Consider the following 20,502-nt stretch of genomic DNA (forward strand, 5'->3'; position numbering starts at 1 on the left):
TTTTTCATTGCAGCGAAAGCTTAGGCAGCGTTCTTGGCGCGGCGGCGGGCCACGGCGCCAACCAATGCCAGGCCGCCCAGCAGCATGCCGTAGGTTTCTGGCTCTGGTACTGGCAGGGCCGAAACCGTGCCCACGTACTGAACATTTTTCACCAGGGTCAGGCCCGTGACTTGCACCGTGTAAGTGCCTGCGGCCAATTGACCTGCCCAGCTCAGATTCTGGATGCCGCTAGCCGTGCTCTTGGCCAGGTCGCCATAGCCGACCAGGGTCGCTGCGAAATCCTTGATTGCGCCGTTAGCAACGGAGAACGTTTGCAGAGCACCGAACGAGGTCGACGATGGAGCCAGCAACTGGAAGGTCCACGAATCATTGATCTCCGAATTGATGGCGAACTTGGTCGTGAAAGCCGACAAGGTATCCGAACCGGTTGGATCCAGGATACCCAGGTCGTAGGTTGCTGCCGATGCGCTGAACGATGCTGCTGCCATGATGCCTGCAGCGATAAATTTCAATTTCATAGCTTATCCCTTAAAAAGTAATTTATGGCTGCAATGCGCAGGCCACCAATAGTTTTAGTACCGGAAGTACTGAACAGAATGGTAGCATAATTGCATTGAATTACTTATAAATATTTTATCGAAGTTTCACCTGAGATAACTATTTTTTTAATGAACTATTTGCCTCTATCTATGAATTTCTACAGAAAAATAGTTACCGGCGCATACATTTATTTTTCCCATGTTTTAAGGTAAAAACGCCTATTCGGCAGCGTTTTCAGCGGAATTTTGCAGTTCAGGCTGCTCAATTGGCTCTGGCGGCGTCTGTTCTTGCGGTGGAGTAACAGGGCGGGAAAACAACGGTGGCACCGGCAAGGCGGGCGTAATGCCGGCCTCATCACTTGCCGGCACAGCTGCCGGCCCTGCGGACGGCACGGATGACACCCGTGCATCGACCATGAAGCGCCATTCCGAAAAATGCGCCTTGCCTTCAAAGCCGGTGAACCGGGCCTCGAAATTGCCAACTTTTAATGGCGCCGCCTGCGACAGGCTGTGCACGCCGATGATGCCGTTGCTGCCGGGCTGGTAGAGCAAGCCCCACTCGGCACGTCCCGTGATGGGATCGACAAACAGCTTGCGCAAATGCCGGCGCAGCTGGGGCGTACGGGGATCGCGCAGCATGGCTGCAAGGCTGGGCGGCTGTTGCGGCTGGCCCGGCGGCGTGGCGGCCGCATAGCTGTAGAGGGCATCTGAAAACTGCGCGCCGATATCGAGCAATTCCTGCTCGGCCGCCTGGCGCTGCAGCAAGGAACCCATCTTCAGGCCGGCCGCCCCCACGAGGCCCAGGATGGCCACCAGGATGATCAGGCCCAGGTAAGTAAAACCGCGCTGGCGGCGCGCAGGACGGTGCATGGCCGCTACCAGTCGGCGAACGGCGTGCCGCTGCGGTCCTTGCCGGGCGCGCCGCTTTTCACGTCATACACCTGGCCCGGCGTGTCGTCGGGCGGCGGCACGATGAGCCAGCTGCTGTCGCTATCCGTGATGGGATCGATGGGCATGGCGCGCAGGTATTTCTTTTCCACCAGTTGCTCCAGCGAATCGGGATAGCGCCCCGTATCGCCGTGGAACTGGTCGATGGTCGTGCGCAGATTGCGCAAATTGTCCGCCAGCACGGTTTCCTTCGCCTTGTCGAGGCTGGGAAAGTAGCGGGGCACGGCCAGGGTCAGCAGCAACGCCACGATGCCGAGCACCACCAGCAATTCGATCAGGGTAAAGCCGCGCGTGCGGACCTGGGTGTTTTCAGCGGCCATGGTTCACCATAGACGGTAAGGCACGTTGTTCAAGCCGGTCTTGCCGGACGTGGAGTACACATCGTAGACATCGTCGCCCTCGCGCGGTTCGTCCGCCTCGCTGGCGTAGCTGCGCTTGCCCCACGTTTGCGCATCACTGAGGCCAGCATCCCCATTGAACGGGTCGCGCGGCACGCGGCGCAAAAAGAACATCTTGCTGCGCTTCGGGTTGCGCTGGTCCGCCACGCCTTCGACCAGCAGTTCCAGGCTTTTCGGATAACCGCTGGCGTCTGTCGCGCGCACGATGCGGCCCTCGTCGCCAGCCCGTTTATAGGCATCGATCCCCTGGCGGATCTCGCGCAGCGCGCGCCGCAATTCCTGCTCCTGGCGCCGCTGCACCGTCACCTGCGTGACGGGAATGACCAGGGTGGCCAGCACGCCCAAGATGGCCAGGGTCACCAGCAGTTCGATCAGGGTAAAGCCACCCTGCGCACGCGCCAGTCTCATTTGGCAGGCGGTGGCGGCGGGCTCACCGGCACCGGCTGGCTCGACGACAGCGGCAAGGGTGCCGCCTGCAGCGGTACGGGCTGGCCCGACGATATCGGCAAGGGCGAAGCGGCCGGCTCGGGCGACGGCGCCACTTCCGGTGCGGGCACCGTCTGCGGCAGCGGCGCCGGTAAAGCTCCCGGCGTCATCATCGGCTGCGCCGGCGCCGGCTGCATGCCGACGGCCGACGGGCCGGAACGCACGATCACCGTGCCCGGCATCTGCGTGGGCGCCTTGGCCGCCATGTCGGGACGGCGGCGGAAGCTGCCTTCTGTGCCGGCCGAGAATTCCGATTCCTTCGCTTCCGGACGCTGCACCGTGCGCACCAGGTGCGGCGTGATCGACAGCACGATTTCCGTCTTCTGGCTGTCGTCCTTGCTGCTGCCGAACAGCCGCCCCAGCACGGGGATGTCGCCCAGGCCCGGCACCTTGTTGCCCGAACTGCGCTCTTCATTGTTGATCAGGCCAGCCAGCACCTGGTTTTCGCCATCCTTCAGCTGCAGCATGGTCGACGCCTGGCGCGTGCCGATCTGGTACAGGGTCGAGCCGCTGCGGGTGGTGGTGGCCGCGCCCAGGTTGCTCACTTCGAGCGAGATGCGGATGCCCACCTCGTTGTTCAAATAAATGGTCGGCTCGGCGTTCACCGTCAGGCCCACGTCCAGGTAGCTGATCGATTCGGAAGCGAAGCCGCCCGTGCCCGGCGAGATGGTGGTGGTCACCACGGGCACCCTGTCGCCGATGACGAACTTCGCCTTTTCCCGGTTGCGCACGCGGATGCGCGGGTTGGCCAGGATGTTCGCGTCGCCGTCCGTCTTGTTGGCGTTTGCCGTCACGGCCAGGTTGTTCACGCCGATGGTGCGCTGGTTCAGATTATTCAGGTCGTTGATGGTCAGCCCCACGCCGCCCGACGTGCTCAATGGCGTCAGGGTCAGGCTCGAAGGCCAGGCCACGCCCAGTTCCATCAGGCGGCTGCGCTTGACTTCGAGGATTTCCAGTTCCAGCACCACTTCCGCCTCGGGCACGTCCTGCAGCGCGATCAGGCGTTCGGCCAGGCGGATCGCCTCTGGCGTGTCACGCACGATGACGAGGTTGAGCTTTTCATCGGCCACCACGTCGCGCGTCTTCAAAATGGTCTTGAGCGTGTTGGCCACCTGCTTGGCGTCCGCGTTCGCCAGGAAGAAGGTCTTTACCAGCACTTCCTGGTACTCCTTCAATTTCGCCGCCACGTTCGGGTAGATCAGGATCGTATTCGCATCCATCACCTGCTGCTCCAGCTGGTTCGTCACCAGCAGGAAGTAGACGGCTGATTCCACCGTGCTGTTTTTCAGGAAGATCGAGGTTTTCGCGTCCGCCTTGACGTCCTTGTCGAAGACGAAATTGAGGCCGGAACGACGCGCGATCAATTCGAACACCTGCTTTAACGGCGCGTCGCGAAACTCGATCGTGATCGGCTGCTTGTACGATTTGGCCAGGCCCGATTCGACCACGGGCGGCGCCGTTTTGTCGTCGACGTCGCGCAGCAGCGTGCGCGCGCCCGCATGGTTCGGCTGCTCCGTGAGGATGGCGTTCAGGCGCTGGCGCGCGGGATCGTAGCGCTTGGCCTCGATATCCTTTTGCGCTTCGGCCAGCAGCTTGCCCTGGCGCTGCTCGCGTTCGAGCGCGCGCAAGCCGCTGTTGGCCCGCTCGTTTTGCGCATCGATTTCCAGCACGCTCATGAAGGAGGCACGCGCCAAGTCGACCTGCCCCGCCTGCGCCTGGCGCTCGGCCTGCTGCAAGCGGTTGCCGGTCGCCCGTTCGCGCGCCTGCAGATAGGCACTGCGGTATTGCGCGTTGCCGGGGTCCTGCTGCAGCGCTTCCTGCAGCTTTTGCAGGCCGGCCGGCACCTGGTCTTGCGCGATCAGCTCGCGCCCGTCGCGGTAAGCCTGCTGCCCTGCGCAGCCCGACAGCAACAAGAGCAGCAGCGCCGATGAAAAGGAACGAGACATCACTCGGAAACTCCAATGTTGAGCTGCTGAACCTGGTTCAACGGCAAGTAGGTAAGCGTCATGACGGGCGGCGCGATCGTCACGACCTTGTAGGCGCCATCGATGACGGTATTGGCGCGCACGATATACGTCTTGTCGGCGCGCGACAAAAACACTTCCCAGGCGCCGTCGGCGGCCGCCTTGCCCAGGTAGACGAAGGGCAGCGGCGGCGCCATCGGCGGCGGTGGCGGCGGTGCGGCCGTCACCGCCATTTTCGGCGGCGGCGGATTCCAGTTCTGGCTCTGGAAGACAGCGCCGGCGCCGCCAAAGGTGTCGCCATCCTCGCCCGCCACTTCGCTGCGCGGCAGCAGGGCCAGGATGGCCGGCTGCGCGGCAGGTGCTTTGGCAGCCGCATGGCGCGCGGGCGCGACGGCCCGCTCTACCGCTTCGGCCACGTCGGCCACGGGCTGGCGTTCGCCGAACAGCAGCAAGGCGCCCGCGCCCAGCACGCCGGCCAGCATCAGATAATGGCGCGGGGTCATGGCGCTTCTCCCGCAGCGCCAGGCGCATCGGTCAGCGCATCTGTCAAATAAAAGGTCAGGCGCAAGCGCGCTTCGAGTTGCGTATCGGCAATCTGCTCGCGGCGAAAACTCAGTTCATCCAGCGAGGCGAAGGGGACGGCGCGCAGCGCTTGCAGCGCGAACTGCCACACGGCCGCATAACTGCCCTTCAGCGGCAAGGTCACCTGGTAGGTGGCGACACGGCTGGCCTTGTCGTAGCCGCTCTTGTATTCACCCTGCGACAGCAGCAAGCCGTTTTTCGCGGCCAGGTCGAACAGCTGCTTGACTTGCTGCTCCGCGTGGCGCTGCTGTCCCAGGGCGGCATAAAAGCGCGCCAGGTTTTCGCTGGCCGTCGCCGGCGCCGCCGCAGCCATTACGACCAGCGCTGGCTGCGGCAAGGGCCGCGCTTCCAGCTGCGCCGCCACGGCGCGCTGCTGCCAGGTCCAGACCCATGCAGCCACTCCCAGCGCGAGCAGGGCGACGGCCAGGCAGGCGGGCGCGCCCAGGCGGCGCAGCAGCAGTTGCGCGCGCAGGCGCAAGCTATTGAGGTCGATGGCCATCATGGCGTGCCCCAGCGTGCTTCAAGCTGGAAGCGCAAGGGTTTGTTCGGATCGAGCGCGTTGATTTCATGGCGCAGCAGCTGCACGCGCGTGCCGAACAACTCCTGCTGCTTCAGTTGCGCCACATACGCCACCATGGCGTCGCTGCTGGTGGTTTCGGCCGTGATCTTCAGCACGCGCTTGCGCGCATCCGGTTCCAGCGCCAGCAGCGCGACCCCTGGCGGCGTGGCGCTGGCCAGCGCATCCTGCAGATCGCGCCACGGCAGGTTCAATTGCAGGATGGCCGCATTCACGGCCGCCGCCTGCGCCGGCGCGATCGGCGTGGACACCACCGGCGCCGGCCCCTGCGTGGCGGCCAGCACGCGCTGCTGGGCGCGCTGCAACTGTCCCTCGCGCAGCTGCTGGCGCTGCAGCGCGGCGCTGCCGCTGTACGCCGCCGTGACGGCCAGCGCCACGCCCAGCGCACCGATGCACCACGCCCAGGCGGGCACGCGGTGCAGGCCGCGGCGCCAATTTGGAGGCGCGAAATCGATATCGAGGCGCGTCATGCCACGCCTCCGCTGCGGGCCAGCCGGGCGGCCGGCGACAAGGCGCCTTCGCCATCCGGCATGGAAAAAACCTGGCAGTGGAACTCTTTCGCCGGCGTCAGCCATGCCGCTGGCGCCGCGCCGCACAGCTGCAGCAGCGCCGGTGCGGACACGCCTTGCAGCAGCGCTTCGCGCGCCAAGGTCTGCGCCAGCCACTCCCTGCCAGCGCCAGGCGGCACGGGCAGCGCGCGCACGGCGCGCAGGCGGCCATCGTGGCGCACGCCCAGGGTCAGGGTGTTTTCCTGCAACTGGCCAAACCAGGCGCCCGGCTTCAACGCGCCATGCCAGCGGTTCCAGTGGCGCGCGAATTGCGGCGTAATGAAAATCAGGGCCAGCTTGCGTGCATCGGCCACGCGCGTCAGCTGCGCCAGCAGCGCACGGGGCACGGCGCAGAAAAACGGCGCGCGCGCATCCCAGGCGCTGCTGCTGTGCCACAAGCCGGGCGCATCGCCATACAGCGACTGGAAGCGCAGCGCGGCAGCCGCCTCGATGTCGGCCAGGCGCGCGGCGCCTTGCGGCATGTCCACTTGCCACAGGCGCGCCAGTCCATCGTCGAGCACCACGGACAGGGGCCAGCCCGCGTATTCGCCAGCCGGCAGTATCTGTTCCAGCGCCTGGCCCAAGGCCGCAAAGTCGCCGTACGCCGCGTCGTCCGGCGCATACGCGGCTTCGCCCAGCGGCGTCCAGGCGGGCGCGCGCCAGCGGCTGCCGCGCCAAAGGCTCACCTTGCCCGCCGCCACGCCCAGGCGCAATCCTTGTCCAAGACCTCTACGCATGCAGGGTGACCCTCTTGATTTCCGTGATGGTGGTGGCGCCCCGCTTGACCAGTTCCAGCGCCGCCAGGCGCAGGCTGCGCGTGCCGTTCGCATACGCAGCCGCCTTGATCTGGCGGATCGGCTTCTTATCGACGATCAATTCGCGGATTTCATCGGTCAGCACGAGGATTTCGGCGATCGAGCGGCGCCCCTTGTAGCCCGTGCCGCGGCAGTCGCCGCAGCCCTTGCCATGCTTGAATTGATACTGCGCCACGTCGGCCCGCGCCAGGCCCACGCTGGCCAGCTCACTGTCGTCGGGTGTGTATTCCGTGGCGCAATGGGGGCAGTTGGTGCGGATCAGGCGCTGCGCCCAGATGCCGTTCAGGGCCGAGACGAACGCATACGGGTCGATGCCCATGTGGGTAAAACGGCCGAACACGTCGAACACATTATTCGCATGCACGGTGGTGAGTACCAGGTGGCCCGTGAGGGCCGACTGCACGGCGATTTCCGCCGTCTCGCGGTCGCGGATCTCGCCCACCATGATCTTGTCGGGGTCGTGCCGCAAAATCGAGCGCAAGCCCTTGGCAAAGGTCAGCCCCTTCTTTTCATTGACGGGGATTTGCAGAATGCCGGGCAGCTGGTATTCGACGGGGTCTTCGATGGTGATGATCTTTTCTCGCCCGTTGTGGATTTCCGTCAGCGCCGCATACAGGGTCGTCGTCTTGCCCGAGCCCGTGGGGCCGGTGACGAGCAGCATGCCGTAGGCTTCCTGCGCCAGCGCGCGCAGGGCGACCAGCGATGGCGAGTCAAAGCCCAGCGCTTCAAGGGTCAGCGCGCCATACGCTTCGATCATGGCGCGCTTGTCCAGGATGCGGATGACGGCGTCCTCGCCATGGATGCTGGGCATGATGGAGACGCGCAAGTCGATTTCACGCCCGCCCGACTCGACGCGGAAGCTGCCGTCCTGCGGCACGCGGCGCTCGGCGATATCGAGTTCAGCCAGCACTTTCAGGCGCGAGATGATATGCTCGGCCACTTCGATGCCGTTGACGGACGTGGCGTGATCGAGCACGCCGTCGACCCTGTACTTGACGGCCAGGCCGCCGGCCGTGCTTTCCAGGTGGATGTCCGAGGCGCCCGCCTTCAGCGCGTCATACAGGGTCGAGTTGACCAGCTTGACGGCGGGGCTGGCCGCTTCCGAGACGCTGGCGAACGACAGCACGGCGGCCGTCTTGCCGTCGCGCCGCGCGTCACTGGCGGCGCCGGGCAGCAGGCTGTCAACGGCGCGCGCCGATTCTTCCTGCTTCGACAGATAGGCGCCGATGTCGGCCTGCAACGCCAGGCGGATACTCAAGGCGCCCTGCCCCGCGCGCGCATTCAGCCAGGTTTGCAGGTCGAGATCGAACGGGTCGGCGATCACGCCCACCAGTTGGCCGTCGGCGGCGCGCAGCAGCACGCTGTGGCGCGCCAGCGCCTGCGACAATGGCAGCACATCGAAGGCGGGAGACAAGGCCAGCATGTCGGCCGTTTCCAGCACGTCCAGACCGAACGGGCGCGCCAGTTCACGCACCACGGCGCGCGCCTCGATGCCGCTCAGTTCCTGCAATTCCTCGACCAGGCTGCGCTTCGATTGCCGGCTCAGGACGCGCGCGCGCTGCAGCAGCGCAGGGTCGATGGCCACGATGGGCGCAACAGACGCGGATTCGGTTTGCATCATGAAATATCGCCGGCAAGGTCAAAGATGGGCATGTACAGCAGGATCACGATGGCCCCCACGACGAGGCCGATGGCGGCCATCAGCAGCGGCTCGAAGGTGCGCGTAAAACGGTCGATCCAGCGGCTGATTTCGCCGTCGTAAAAGGCGGCCGACTGCGTCAGCATGGGGCCCATGTCGCCCGTGCGCTCGCCCACGCGCAGCATGCGCAGGGAAATGGGCGTCGTCAATTGATGCTGCTCGAACGCGGACGACAGCGGCTGGCCCGCCTCGATGGCGCCGCGCGCCTGCTGCAAGGACGCCTGCATGCCCGGCGAGACCATCGCCTGCACGGTGGCGATCGCCTGCACGATGGTGATGCCGCCCTCGGCCAGCATGCCCAGGGTCAGGTACAGACGCGACAGTTCATAGATGCGCACGCGCTCGCCAATGCCGGGCAACTTCGCCAGCAGGCGCGCCACGCCGCCGTTGCGCAGTACGCGCCGCACGGCGGTGAACACGATGCTGCCGACGAGTGCCAGCCCGAGCAACAGCAACACGCCATGCTGCGTGACGAACTGGCCCCAGCTGAGCATCACTTGCGACATCCAAGGCAGGTTGCGCCCGGCGCCCTGATAGACCTCGGCGAAACGGGGCACCACATAGCTGATCAGGAAGGCGCTGACGCCGCCGCCCACGGCCAGCAGGATGGCGGGATAGATGGCGGCGCTGACGATTTTGGACCGCACCGTATCGATGCGCTGCTGGTAGTCGATGTAGCGCGACAGGGCGCGCGGCAAGTCGCTCGTGCCCTCGGCCGCCTTGACGATGCCGATATACAGGGGAGGAAACAGTTCAGATTGCTCGCCCAGCACGGCGGAAAAGCGCTTGCCTTCGCGCAAGCCTTCCAGCAGGCGCGTGAGCACGCTGCGCGTGGCCGGCGAGGCCTCCTTTTCCAGCAAGGCTTCCAGCGCCTCGACGATGCCCAGGCCCGCTTGCAGCAGCGCCAGCAATTCCTGGCTGAACAGCAGCAGGGGCAAGGCCCGCGCCCGCTGACGCCCGGCCGCGCTGAACGGCGTGGCCCGCACGGGGCGGATGGCGCTGACAAACAGGCCGCGCGCTTCGGCCTGGCGGCACGCGTCGGCTTCGTCGCGGCCGTCGATCACGTACGTCTGCAAGGTAGCTACGGCCTGGTCCGTGGAAAGCGCGCGTACTTCGAACTGCATGATGGCTTGTCCGTAGGAAAAAGATTGGCGCTGGCGCTATTGCGAGCTGATGTCGGCGTTCTCGCCGCTGCCGCCCGCCTGGCCATCCTTGCCCATCGAGACGATATCGTACTCGCCCTTGCTGCCTGGCGCACGGTATTGATAGGCATGGCCCCACGGGTCGAGCGGCACAGCCTTTTTCAGGTAAGGACCATTCCAGCGCGTGCCGGCGGCGGGCGGCGCCACCAGCAGCGCGGCCAAACCCTCTTCCGTGGTGGGATAGCGCCCCACATCGAGGCGGTAGGTGTCGAGCGATTTTTCAAACGCCTCGATCTGCGCCTTGGCCACCGTCACTTCCGATTTGCCCAGCTGGGCGAAATATTTGGGGCCGACATACGCCGCCAGCAAGCCAATGATCACGATGACGACCAACAATTCGAGCAAGGTAAAGCCGCGCGCATGGCGCGTTGCCGCAAGGTTCTGTCTGTGTGCTGCATGCATCCGCTAACTCCTTATTGCCGACCTTCAATACATTGTGTCGCCATGCGCGGCGGGTGGCCACGCACGGGCGACACGCGCTTGCCTGATGCTTATCAGCCTACCATGCCGCTTATGGTTAATACAATCTTTTCTTTGTACTGTGAACAACAAATTCCTGCGGAAACCATCCAGTGTGCGCGAAACCGCGACGACGCCGCGCGCGCTTGACTGGCTGGTCAATTACTCAACTATTTTCAATGCGGAAACTAGCTACTCCTGGTTACCAAATCATAGTGAGTGATGAATTTTATTCATTCATTATTTGTAACTTTCAAATTAAATTTGCAAGAATATCAAACAATGGAATTGCCTCTTTTGCTATAGTAAAAATCAATTTTCTACGCATTGGTCTTATCCGGCCGCGCAGGAGAGAGCATCCAAGACAGCATCCCAGACGCAAAACATATTGCATCCTACATAATCAGCAAGGGAAAATTCATGACTCGTATTGTGCATTCGAAGGCAACTGCCGCAGCAAGTCCTTTCTCGGCCAAGCAGTGGACCGGCGCCGCCATCCTGGCCCTGTCCGCCGCCTGGGCCCCCGCCGCCATCGCGGACGTGATCAACTTTGATAAAATCGATAGCCAATTCGTCGGCCACGGCGATTCCCTGGAATTCGGCAAATTCCTGCTGACGGGCGCTTCGAATACCGCCGGCGCCAGTTATGGCGACCTGGTCGGCGCCGTGTTCGACGGCACGGACCCGGCCGCATGCGGCATGGCGTGCCCGACCAACAATACGAGCAATTACTATGCATCCCTCAACGACGGCATCGTCTACCTCGATCCGCTGAATACGGGCGGCAGCGTCAGCCTGCAGGGTTTCGACGCCAGCTTCATAGGCTACGCCCAGGGCGTCACCTATCCGGCCGTAGCGGGACTGCTGCGCGTGCAAGGCTTCTATGCCAACGGTTCGTCCATCTATGAAACCTATCAGCTGGGCGGCCCCATCGGCGGCAACTTCCAGTTCCAGCATTACAACACCAGCGCCAGCTTCGGCAGCCAGCAATTCGCCTCGCTGGCCTTCTTCGGCTTCACTTGCAACACGGCCGGCAGTTGCAACGCCTTCACGACCAACAAGGGCCAGTTTGCGCTCGACAATATCGTCGCCTCGGTACCGGAGCCATCGACCTACGCGATGATGCTGCTGGGCCTGGCAGGCATCGGTTTCGCGGCGCGCCGCCGCCAGCAAGCCTGATCTTCCCTTTCGATTCCCGCTACCGTCACCAGGAAACCCTACATGACATTCCGCCCCACCTTGCGTCCCGTTTTGCGCCCCATTTCGCTCGCCGTGCTGAGCCTGTTTGCCAGCCTCAGCTTCCAGGCCCACGCCGACGACCTGCGCCGCCCCTACATCGTGCAGCTGACCGACAAACCGATCGCTTCCTACACCGGCTCGGTGGATGGCCTGGATGCCACCCAGCCTGCAGCCGGCAGCCGCCTCGACCTGGCCAGCACGCAAGTGCAGCTGTACGGCGACTACCTTGAACAGAAACAGGCGCGGGTACAAGCCCTTGTCGCCGCCGCGCCCGTGCAATACCAGTACAAGATCGTCCTCAACGGTTTTTCCGCCCTGCTGACGGACGCCGAAGTGCGCCAGCTGCAGGCAAGCGGCGAAGTGGCCAGCATCGCTCCCGACGAACCGCGCGCCCTGCAAACGAACTACACGCCGACCTTCCTGGGCCTGGACCAGCCGGGCGGCCTGTGGAGCCAGCTGGGCGGCAAGCAGCATGCGGGCGAAAACATCATCATCGGCATCGTCGATGGCGGCGTGTGGCCGGAAAACCTGTCGTATGCGGACAGGGTCGACGCCAACGGCGCCCCGACCTTCGACCCGAACGCCACCCTGGCCTACGGCGCCGCGCCGGCCGCCTGGAAAGGCAGCTGCCAGACGGGTGAAGGCTTTACGCAAGACCACTGCAACAACAAGCTGCTCGGCGCGCAATACTTCAACGCCGTGCGCCTGACCGAGACGGACAAGATCCAGCACTGGAGCGAATTCACCTCGCCGCGCGATTCCATCGGCGACCCGAATGGCGAAGGCGGCCACGGCACGCACACCTCGTCCACCGCGGGCGGCAATGCGGGCGTGCCGGTGACCGTGAACGGCTCGCCACTGGGCGCCATTTCCGGCGTGGCGCCGCGCGCCCGCCTGTCCGTCTACAAGGTGTGCTGGTCGTACAACCTGGCTACCCAGCCGACCGGTGCGAAGAACGGTTGCTACGGCGGCGACAGCGTGGCGGCGATTGAAAAAGCCGTGCAGGATGGCGTGCACGTGATCAACTACTCGATCAGCGGCGGCGGCACCGTCAACGACCCCGTCGAGCAAGCCTTTTTGCACGCATCGAATGCCGGCGTCTTCGTTGCCGCGTCGGCCGGCAATGCGGGCCCGGCCAATACCGTGGCGCACGTCAGCCCATGGATCACCACCGTGGCCGCCTCGACGCACAACCGCGCCAACCAGGCCAAGGTGACCTTGAGCAACGGCGCCAGCTACACGGGCGCCTCGCTCAACTACAACCCGCTGCCGGCCACCACCCTGATCCGCGCGCAAGACGCGGGCCTGCCCGGCGCCGATGCGCAAAAACTGGCCCTGTGCTACCGCGCCGGCGACAACGGCGGCGTGGCCCTGCTGGACCCGGCCAAGGTCGCCGGCAAGGTCGTCAGCTGCCTGCGCGGCACCACGGCGCGCACCGACAAGGGCATCGCCGTGCTCGAAGCGGGCGGCGCCGGCATGGTGCTGGTCGACACGGGCGTGGGCCTCGTGTCCGACCCGCACGTGCTGCCGGCCGTGCACGTGAGCGCCGCCGATGGCGCGCTGATCAATGCCCAGGCACAAACGGGCACGGCCACGGCCGCCATCTCGCGCTTCGTCACCAACGGTAACGGTCCCGCCGCCCCCGTGGTGGCCGACTTCTCGTCGCGCGGCCCGAACCTGTATGACGCCAACCTGCTCAAGCCGGACGTCACCGCGCCTGGCGTGGACATCCTGGCGGGCGGCACGCCTGCCCTGTCGCGCGCCCAGCGCGATGCCGTGCAGGATGGCAGCCTGGTGCCGGCGCAAGCCTACATCTTCCTGCAAGGCACTTCGATGGCCAGCCCGCACGTGGCCGGCCTGGCCGCCCTGCTGCGCCAGCAGCATCCGGACTGGAGCCCAGCCGCCATCAAGTCGGCCCTGATGACGACCGGCAGCGCCACCTTGCCCGACATCCAGGCGGGCGACGCACGCGGCATCCTGCCATGGGGCCAAGGCGCCGGCCACGTGACGCCGAACAAGGCAACCGATCCCGGCCTCGTGTATGACGCCAGCCTGGCCGACTACAAGAAATACATGTGCGGCGTCGGCATGACGGCCGAATGCGCGGGCGGCACCCTGGCCGGTTACAACCTGAACATGCCGTCCATCACCATCGGCAACGTGCTGGGCACGCAAACGGTGACGCGCCGCGTCACCAACGTGGGCAGCAGCAGCGCCACCTACACGGCCAGCGCCTCGCTCAGCGGCTACAGCGTGACGGTAACGCCTGCCACCTTGGCGCTGGCACCCGGCGAAACCAAGTCCTTCAGCGTGACCCTGGCGCGCACGACGGCGCCGGACAATGCCTGGCAGTATGGCGCCCTCGTGTGGAGCGACGGCGTGCACACGGTGCGCAGCCCCGTCACGGCCCGCTCGGGCCGCGCGGTGCAGTCGCCGGCATTGCTGCAGGCCGACAAGGTCAGCGGCCTGCGTTCGCTGACCCTGTCCACCGGCTTTGCCGGCAAGGTCGGCGCGGCGACGGGCGGCCTGAAGGAAGTGGCGCGCAGCGCACAAACCATCAGCCAGGCAGCGCCGGGCAGCGTGGAAACGCTGGCGCAGATGGCCGACGCGTGCAAGGCGGGCGGCAGCGGCGTGCGCGCAGTCAATGTCAGCATTCCCGCCAGCACCGTTGTGGCGCGCTTCGAAATCTTCGACCGCGACACCACGGAAGGCGCCGGCAATGACCTCGACATGCTGCTGCTCAACAGCGCCGGCGCGACCGTCGCCACCTCGGCCACGGCCGGCTCGAACGAAGCCATCACCATCACTACCCCGGTGGCAGGCAACTACAAGGTGTGCGTGATCGGCTACGAACTGGCAAATGGCGTCTCGACCGGCTTCGGCCTGTCGTCGGCCGTCGTCACGACAGCCGACAAGGGCGGCAACCTGAAAGCCACCCTGCCAACCAAGGTGTACGTGGGCGGCAGCGCCACGGCCGGCGTCAGCTGGTCGGGGCTGGAAACGGGCAAGCGCTACCTGGGCGGCGTAGTCTTCCTTGATGGTAACAACGCGGCAGCGTCCACCACCGTGCTGTCGGTGGAGACCAACAGCCCGTTGCCACTGGCCGTCCCCAGCCAGCGCAACGTGAGGGCGGACGCCAAGCTGTAACGCTATCGCTCCAGCGGTAACACAACGCGCCCTGCGGGGCGCGTTTTTTATGCGCGACGCGCGTACAATCGACACATGTCCACACTACGCCTCGGTATTGCCATCCTGGCCGGCATGGCCGGCATCCATGCCCTGCCTGTCGCGGCGCAGGCCGCCGCGCGGCTGTCGTATCTGGTGCAATTGCGCGCCCCGCCGCTGGCCTCGCAAGCGGACGGCGTGCATGGGCTCGATACCAACAGCGATGCGGCACGGCGCTACACGGCCCGGCTGGAAGCGCAGCAGCGCGCCGTGCTGGCGCTGGTGCCAGACGCTCCCGTGCAGTACCGCTACACGGCGGCCTTCAACGGCTTTGCCGCCATGCTGACACCGGCCGAAGTGGCCCGCCTGCAAGCGAGCCCGGACGTGGCGCGGGTATCGCCCGGCAGCATCGAACACACGCAAGATGGTAATGAAAAGATGCAGGCCGGGCCGCTTGACCAGCGCTAATGGCTGAGCAGGCGCAGCGCAATGCCGCGCGACACGGCTTGCGTGCGGTTACTGACGCCCAATAATTTATAGATGCGCTGCAAGTGGCTTTTCACAGTCCAGCCGCTGATGCCGAGGATTTGTCCCACCTCGTCATTGCTTTTCCCCTCGCGCACCCAATGCAGCACTTCCAGCTCGCGCGCACTGGCCGCGCGCGTGGCAGCCGGGCCGGTCACGGGCGCACGCTGGCTGCTTGGCAGCGTCAGCCAGTGCACGTGCAGGTAGGGCAGCAGCAATTCCAGCGCATACGCCTGACGCGCCGCGTCCGCCGGCGTTACGGCGAAGAGGGCAAAAAAGCTGCCGCCGGCGTCGCCCACGCTGCCATGCACCAGCACGCCGTCGATGACGCCCGCCCGCCGGTCGCCCGCGCGCCAGGACAGCGCAAGGTGCGCCAGCTGGCCTTGCCGCTGGCGCAGTTGCGCGTGATCGGGCGCGGCGCTGTGCCAGGCTTCGCTGCGCAGCACGGCCCCGTCGGCGTCCAGTTGCGCGCACATCAATATGTCGTGCGGCAACAGCGTTTGCAGCGGCCCCTGGCTCCACAGGAAGAAATCGCCGGGCGCCGCGATGCCATGCGCGCCGAGGATGGCGTGCAGCAAGTATTCCTGTTCCCGTCCCGTCAGCAACATCATGCGCACACGGCCGCATCGGCCGCGTCAATCGCCAGGTAACGGTAGCCGCTGCCGCGCACGGTTTCGATGCGGTGGCCGCAGCCGCCCGGCTGCAAGGCGTGGCGCAAGCGGCCCACGTGGGCGTCGACCGTGCGTTCGTCGAGATAGGCGGCATGGCCCCACACCTGGTCCAGCAGTTGCGCGCGGCTGTGCACCCTGCCCGGATGGTCCATCAAAAAATGCAGCAGCTTGAATTCCACGCGGCCAAGGTGGATGGGTACGCTACCCGCCGTCACGCGCAGGGTGTGCGGGTCGAGCCGCAAGGCGGCAGCCCCGGCCGTGCCTGCGCCTGTGCGCAAGGCCGAAGGCGCGCACCGGCGCAGCAGCGCGTGCACGCGGGCCAGCATCTCACGGGGACCGAAAGGCTTGCACAGATAATCGTCGGCGCCGCTTTCCAGCGCCAGCACCTTGTCTTGTTCGCTGTCGCGCGCGCTGATCATGATGATGGGCAAGTCGCACAGCACGCCGTCCTGGCGCACCTGGCGCAGCAGCGCGATGCCGGACGCATCCGGCAGTTCCCATTCCAGCAGCAGCACGTCGGGCGGGTCGGCGGCCAGCAGTGCCAGCGCGCCGCGCGCATCCAGGGCGCAACTGACCCGGTAGCCGGCGCCCGCGAGGTTATGCGCCAGCAGCGCCTGTATGGCAGGCGCAGGGTCCAGCACCAGGATATGGCCAGGCATCGATGCATCTCCCGAAAAAGTTGGCAGCAGTCATGAAAATACTAGACTGCCCGACAAGTTTTTTACTATGCATCAAGCGTAAAACGGTGACTAATACAATTTAGTTTCCTGATTTATAGCTATTACGAATAAATAGATGAAAAAAAACACAGCGGCCCGCAGGCGCGCTGTGTTTAATCTGGGAAGATTATGCGCGTGCGACAGGCTGGCGTCGGCGCAGGGCGAAACCAATCAGCGCCAGGCCGCCTGTCAGCATCATCCATTCCGACGCTTCCGGCACGGCCGAGATCGACGCGATGCCTGCATACGTGCTGCCGGCGATGCTGGCCGGCAAGCCGCCGTTAAGCGGGGTCAGTTCGAACTGCACCAGATTGCCATTCGCATTGCCCAGGTAAGCCATGCCGGTGTAGTCGAGCAAGCCCACGCCAAACGTCGTGCCCGCATTGCCGGCCGTGTTCAGGAAGTCGCCGCCAAAGACGATATTGAAACCGAATTTGCCGCCCAGGGTCACGTTGTGAAACCAGTCGTTGTAGGCGCCGCTATTGCCGAAGGTTAAGGTGCCAGGCAAGCTGCCGCTGACGTTGCCTTCCTGCGAGGCCAGCGCGCCGAACGCGCCCGAGAAATTGCTGAGTACGGCGCTGGCGCCCGGTGCCGGGCTATTGCCGGCGATAAAGGCGAAGTCGAGGAAACCGGCGCCGGAAAAAGCGCTCGTGTCGATTTCCACGTGGTAGCCGAGCGGATCCGCCAGCGCCAGGCTGGAGCTAGCGGCCAGGAGGGCGGCCAGCACGGCGCGGCGCAAGGTGAGGTTGAATGTCGTTGTCAACATGATGGTGTCCTTAGAAGTTGCCGGCGAAGATGCTGGCCGAGTAATTGATCGTCACTTTCGACGGATTGGTGAAACTGACGGCGAACGAAGCCGTCGCGCCCGGCGCCAGGCTGGCCGCGTTCACGGTGACGTAGGCGGCGCCCGCATGGCTGCCCGTGGCATTGGCCAGGCTGACGCCGGCAGGCAAGCCGCCGAACACCACCTGGAACGGGCCGTTCAAGGCGCTCGTGCCTGTGTTGGTAAACGAGAACGTGCCCGTGTATTTTTGCGTCGCGCGGTTGAACGCGAGGCCCGAACTGGCTTGCGCCACGCCGGCCGTGATGTCGCGGTAGGCGGGCTGCAAGTCCAGGCTGATGACGACGGGATCGTGGTCCGAGGCGCGGTACGGCAAGGCGTTGTACAAGTCTTGCGGCTTGGCCGAGTCGATGTTGTAGTCGATCACTTCCGGCTCGTCCGCATTCACATGCCATTCGGCCACGCCGGCCACTTGCGGGCTCAGCGAAGCGCTGGCCAGCGCATGGTCGAGGTAACCGCTCTGGCCGCCGAACACGTACGAATACGGCATGCCGGACGGCCGCACGAAACGCTCGAGCTCATTGACGAAGCCGGCGCCCGTGATGACCTGGATCGGGTCTTCCGCGCCATACGAATTGAGGTCGCCGATGACCAGCACGTCCGCGTCGCCGGCAGCGGCCGCCACCTGCGGCACGAAGCTGCCGATCAAGCGCTGGGCTTGCTGCACGCGGGTGGCGTTCCAGCAGCTCTGGCTATCGTTCTGGTCCGCGTCCAACCCGCTCGAGGGGCAGCTGCCCTTGGACTTCAGGTGGTTGACGACCAGCGAGAATTTCTCGCCATTGCCGGCACGGAAGGTTTGCGCCATCGGTGGACGGTTGTTGATGGCGTTGGCGTCCGACAAGGCGCCGCCCACGAGGCCCAGCTTGGCAGGCTTGTAGATCATGGCCACACGGATGGCGTCCGTGCCCGTGGCGGCCGGCTTCGGCACCACGGCGTACGTGACGCCGCCGATGGCCGCGTTCAGTTGCTCGACCAGGTACGTGACGGCCGTTTCGCCATTGTTCTGGATTTCCATCAAGCCCACCACGTCCGCATCGATGGTCTTGAGTTCGGCGACGATCTTGTCGCGCTGGCGCACGAACTCGGCCAGGTTGTCGGCGCCGCGGCAATTGCTCTTCGTCGTCGAGGTGCCTACGGTGCAGCCCTGCCCCGTCTGGCCAAACACGTTATTCCCATTGGTAAAGGTCGTGAAGAAATTCAGCACGTTGGCGCTGGCCACCTTGACGTTGCCCGATGGCAGTTCCGGACTGCCCGTGCGCGGATTGTCGCGCGAGAATTGCGGCGTTTGCGTCGGCTGCAATTTGTACGCGGCACCGCCACCGCCGATGGCGCCAAAGTCCACCACGCCCGTCAGGTCGGCCACCGTGTCGCCGCTGCGCACGGTGTTGTCCTGGCCGATATACGGTATCGTCGTCGGCGCCACGAAAATGCCATCATCGAGCACGATCAGGTTGTTCGCATTGGCGGCGATCAAGGCTTGCGCCTCGGCGGAGCCGGCCGGATAGCGATTGGTCGGCACTTCGCGCCGTCCCGCAGACAAGCTCAGCTCGCCGCGCGCGCCCAGATAGGCGTTTTGCGACACGGTCAACGGCTGCGTGAAACGCACGAGCATGCCTTCCACGGCGGCCAGGTTCTCATTCGGCAAGGTCACGTTCGCCGGCACGATGCTGTGGCCCGCGCTTTGCGTGAGGATGGCCGTCACGTCCTTGAATTCCGTGTAGGAATTTTTCGCGCCCGACGGCGTGTATTCAATGACCGTGCCCGTCACGCGCACCAGTTCGCCCGGCTGCACGGTGGTAACCGTCGCGCCCGTGTACACGAAGATGCCGTCCGACGTCGATGGATCGGCATCGCCGGCCGCATCCTGGATAAAGAAGCCCGTGCCCACTTTCAGGGTCACCACGCCTTCCGTCGTCTGCACGGAATTGGCGTAGGGGCTGCTTGCGCCGCTGCCCTGGATTTGCGGGATCGTGTGGCTGACGGCGGCCAGGCCTTGCACGGCGACATCGATCTTGCAGCTGGCGCTTTGCTGCTGGTCATTGCTGAAATTGACGATGACAGGATAATTGCCCACCGGCACGCCGCCGGCCACCAGCAGGTTCACGCTGGCACTCTCGCCCGCCACGCCTGCCGCGCTGAAATTGGCCAGGCTGATACCGGCCACGGCCGGCGAGCTCAGGGTGGCGGCATTCACGACGCCATCGACGTCGGACGCGCGCAGCACGGCGCTGCCGCCATTGCCCACGGCCAAGGCCAGGCTGGCAGGGCAAGTGGTGACGATCTGGTGCACGACAGGACCGCCGCACACATTCAAGGGCGAAGCCGTATTGCGCGGCGCCACGCTGCCGGCGACAAAGTCCGCGCTATTGTCGTCCGTGTCGCCGCAACCGCCATTCGCGCGCGCAATCGACAAGGTATTCGATGGCGCCGGCGCCACATTGCCCTCGAAACCGTTGGCCGTGCCGAAACCGACCAGGTCAACGACGGCCGCGCCCGTGGGGCTGGCGCCCGTCTGCGCCGTCTTGCTATTGCTGAGCAACACCTTGCCCGCCGTGCCGGACATGGCCAGGCTGCCCGTGGCGTCCGGCGTGGGCAAGTCCTGCGTGCCGCCCGCGCCCTTGGCTTGCTGGACCAGCAGATACTGGCCCGGTTGCAAATCGATCGCCGGCAAGGCCGTAACGGACCAGCTCGTGCCAGCGGCGGACGCGTATTGCACGCTCCAGTTGCCCAGGTTCACGGGGCTGGCGCCGCGGTTGAACAGTTCGATGAAATCGTTGCGGTACAGCGCACCCGTATTGCCGCCACCGCCATACACCTGGCTGATGACGATATCGGAAGCAGCCAGGGCCAAGGTTGGCAAGGACAGGCTGGCCAGCACGGTGGCCATGACGGTGAGGCGCAGCGGCGTGCGCAAGGGGGAAAACGAGGTGTGCATGAGGATCCCGGTCGGTAAATAAATGACGCCGGCCCCACATGATCGGCCGGCGCGCCACAATTAACAAAAGTATTTCAGACTTGTTATTTGCATATTAAAGGCCGGGGATGACGACTTGATGACATTTGATTAAGCCGAATGGAGTAAAAGAGTTCCCTGCACCGCTACGCCGACAATGTGCTGCAGTGGC

Annotated in this window: 19 protein-coding genes; 3 read left to right on the forward strand and 16 right to left on the reverse strand. The window is 65.0% G+C overall.

The window, feature by feature from the left end:
- Positions 1-20: 20 nt before the first annotated feature.
- The 12 genes from GYK42_RS10860 to gspG form a co-directional block, all read right to left on the reverse strand.
- On the reverse strand, positions 21-518 hold the full coding sequence (locus GYK42_RS10860; protein ID WP_166447523.1) for an FxDxF family PEP-CTERM protein: 498 nt from the start codon (positions 516-518) through the stop codon (positions 21-23).
- Between the two features lie 240 nt (positions 519-758).
- Positions 759-1,409 (reverse strand): type II secretion system protein, encoded by a 651-nt coding sequence (locus tag GYK42_RS10865; RefSeq protein ID WP_166447524.1) that lies wholly within the window; start codon positions 1,407-1,409, stop codon positions 759-761.
- Between the two features lie 5 nt (positions 1,410-1,414).
- A complete protein-coding gene (locus GYK42_RS10870; protein WP_070303853.1) occupies positions 1,415-1,807 on the reverse strand; it encodes a type II secretion system protein in 393 nt (130 codons plus the stop codon).
- 3 nt (positions 1,808-1,810) lie between these two features.
- Positions 1,811-2,293 (reverse strand): type II secretion system protein, encoded by a 483-nt coding sequence (locus GYK42_RS10875; RefSeq protein ID WP_166447525.1) that lies wholly within the window; start codon positions 2,291-2,293, stop codon positions 1,811-1,813.
- Positions 2,290-4,317 carry a secretin N-terminal domain-containing protein gene (locus GYK42_RS10880; RefSeq protein ID WP_166447714.1) on the reverse strand — a complete coding sequence of 676 codons (2,028 nt, stop codon included), beginning with the start codon at positions 4,315-4,317 and terminating at the stop codon, positions 2,290-2,292. The genes GYK42_RS10875 and GYK42_RS10880 overlap by 4 nt, the downstream gene beginning before the upstream one ends.
- On the reverse strand, positions 4,317-4,838 hold the full coding sequence (locus GYK42_RS10885; protein ID WP_070303857.1) for a hypothetical protein: 522 nt from the start codon (positions 4,836-4,838) through the stop codon (positions 4,317-4,319). Before GYK42_RS10885 ends, GYK42_RS10880 begins: the two co-directional genes overlap by 1 nt.
- A complete protein-coding gene (locus tag GYK42_RS10890) occupies positions 4,835-5,419 on the reverse strand; it encodes a hypothetical protein (RefSeq protein ID WP_166447526.1) in 585 nt (194 codons plus the stop codon). The genes GYK42_RS10885 and GYK42_RS10890 overlap by 4 nt, the downstream gene beginning before the upstream one ends.
- Positions 5,416-5,964 (reverse strand): PilN domain-containing protein, encoded by a 549-nt coding sequence (locus GYK42_RS10895; RefSeq protein ID WP_166447527.1) that lies wholly within the window; start codon positions 5,962-5,964, stop codon positions 5,416-5,418. Before GYK42_RS10895 ends, GYK42_RS10890 begins: the two co-directional genes overlap by 4 nt.
- On the reverse strand, positions 5,961-6,779 hold the full coding sequence (locus GYK42_RS10900) for a hypothetical protein (protein ID WP_166447528.1): 819 nt from the start codon (positions 6,777-6,779) through the stop codon (positions 5,961-5,963). The genes GYK42_RS10895 and GYK42_RS10900 overlap by 4 nt, the downstream gene beginning before the upstream one ends.
- On the reverse strand, positions 6,772-8,478 hold the full coding sequence (locus GYK42_RS10905) for a GspE/PulE family protein (RefSeq protein WP_240943552.1): 1,707 nt from the start codon (positions 8,476-8,478) through the stop codon (positions 6,772-6,774). Before GYK42_RS10905 ends, GYK42_RS10900 begins: the two co-directional genes overlap by 8 nt.
- Positions 8,475-9,680, reverse strand: a complete 1,206-nt coding sequence (locus GYK42_RS10910) for a type II secretion system F family protein (protein ID WP_166447529.1) — start codon at positions 9,678-9,680, stop codon at positions 8,475-8,477. Before GYK42_RS10910 ends, GYK42_RS10905 begins: the two co-directional genes overlap by 4 nt.
- Positions 9,681-9,716: 36 nt before the next feature.
- Complete coding sequence (gene gspG / locus GYK42_RS10915; RefSeq protein ID WP_166447530.1) at positions 9,717-10,160, reverse strand: type II secretion system major pseudopilin GspG; 444 nt, start codon at positions 10,158-10,160, stop codon at positions 9,717-9,719.
- 477 nt (positions 10,161-10,637) lie between these two features.
- Here gspG and GYK42_RS10920 point away from each other — a divergent pair, with 477 nt between their 5' ends.
- The 3 genes from GYK42_RS10920 (at position 10,638) to GYK42_RS10930 (ending at position 15,089) form a co-directional block, all read left to right on the forward strand.
- Positions 10,638-11,396: an NF038120 family PEP-CTERM protein gene (locus GYK42_RS10920; protein WP_166447531.1), complete on the forward strand. Its 759-nt coding sequence runs from the start codon at positions 10,638-10,640 to the stop codon at positions 11,394-11,396.
- Positions 11,397-11,438: 42 nt separating this feature from the next.
- Positions 11,439-14,603, forward strand: coding sequence for a S8 family serine peptidase (locus GYK42_RS10925; protein WP_166447532.1), 3,165 nt, complete (start codon positions 11,439-11,441; stop codon positions 14,601-14,603).
- A gap of 75 nt (positions 14,604-14,678) precedes the next feature.
- Positions 14,679-15,089: a protease inhibitor I9 family protein gene (locus GYK42_RS10930; RefSeq protein WP_166447533.1), complete on the forward strand. Its 411-nt coding sequence runs from the start codon at positions 14,679-14,681 to the stop codon at positions 15,087-15,089.
- On the opposite strand, the gene GYK42_RS10935 is transcribed toward GYK42_RS10930, so the two are convergent.
- The 4 genes from GYK42_RS10935 to GYK42_RS10950 form a co-directional block, all read right to left on the reverse strand.
- Positions 15,086-15,757, reverse strand: a complete 672-nt coding sequence (locus tag GYK42_RS10935; RefSeq protein ID WP_166447534.1) for a LuxR C-terminal-related transcriptional regulator — start codon at positions 15,755-15,757, stop codon at positions 15,086-15,088. The genes GYK42_RS10930 and GYK42_RS10935 overlap by 4 nt on opposite strands.
- The gene (locus tag GYK42_RS10940; protein WP_166447535.1) at positions 15,754-16,476 is read right to left on the reverse strand and encodes a winged helix-turn-helix domain-containing protein; all 723 of its coding nucleotides are present in this window, start codon (positions 16,474-16,476) and stop codon (positions 15,754-15,756) included. Before GYK42_RS10940 ends, GYK42_RS10935 begins: the two co-directional genes overlap by 4 nt.
- A gap of 187 nt (positions 16,477-16,663) precedes the next feature.
- The gene (locus tag GYK42_RS10945) at positions 16,664-17,302 is read right to left on the reverse strand and encodes an NF038129 family PEP-CTERM protein (protein ID WP_166447536.1); all 639 of its coding nucleotides are present in this window, start codon (positions 17,300-17,302) and stop codon (positions 16,664-16,666) included.
- A gap of 10 nt (positions 17,303-17,312) precedes the next feature.
- The gene (locus GYK42_RS10950) at positions 17,313-20,312 is read right to left on the reverse strand and encodes an ExeM/NucH family extracellular endonuclease (protein WP_166447537.1); all 3,000 of its coding nucleotides are present in this window, start codon (positions 20,310-20,312) and stop codon (positions 17,313-17,315) included.
- Positions 20,313-20,502: the final 190 nt, after the last annotated feature.

The sequence above is a fragment of the Janthinobacterium lividum genome (assembly GCF_011601275.1).
Lineage (GTDB): Bacteria > Pseudomonadota > Gammaproteobacteria > Burkholderiales > Burkholderiaceae_D > Janthinobacterium > Janthinobacterium lividum_E.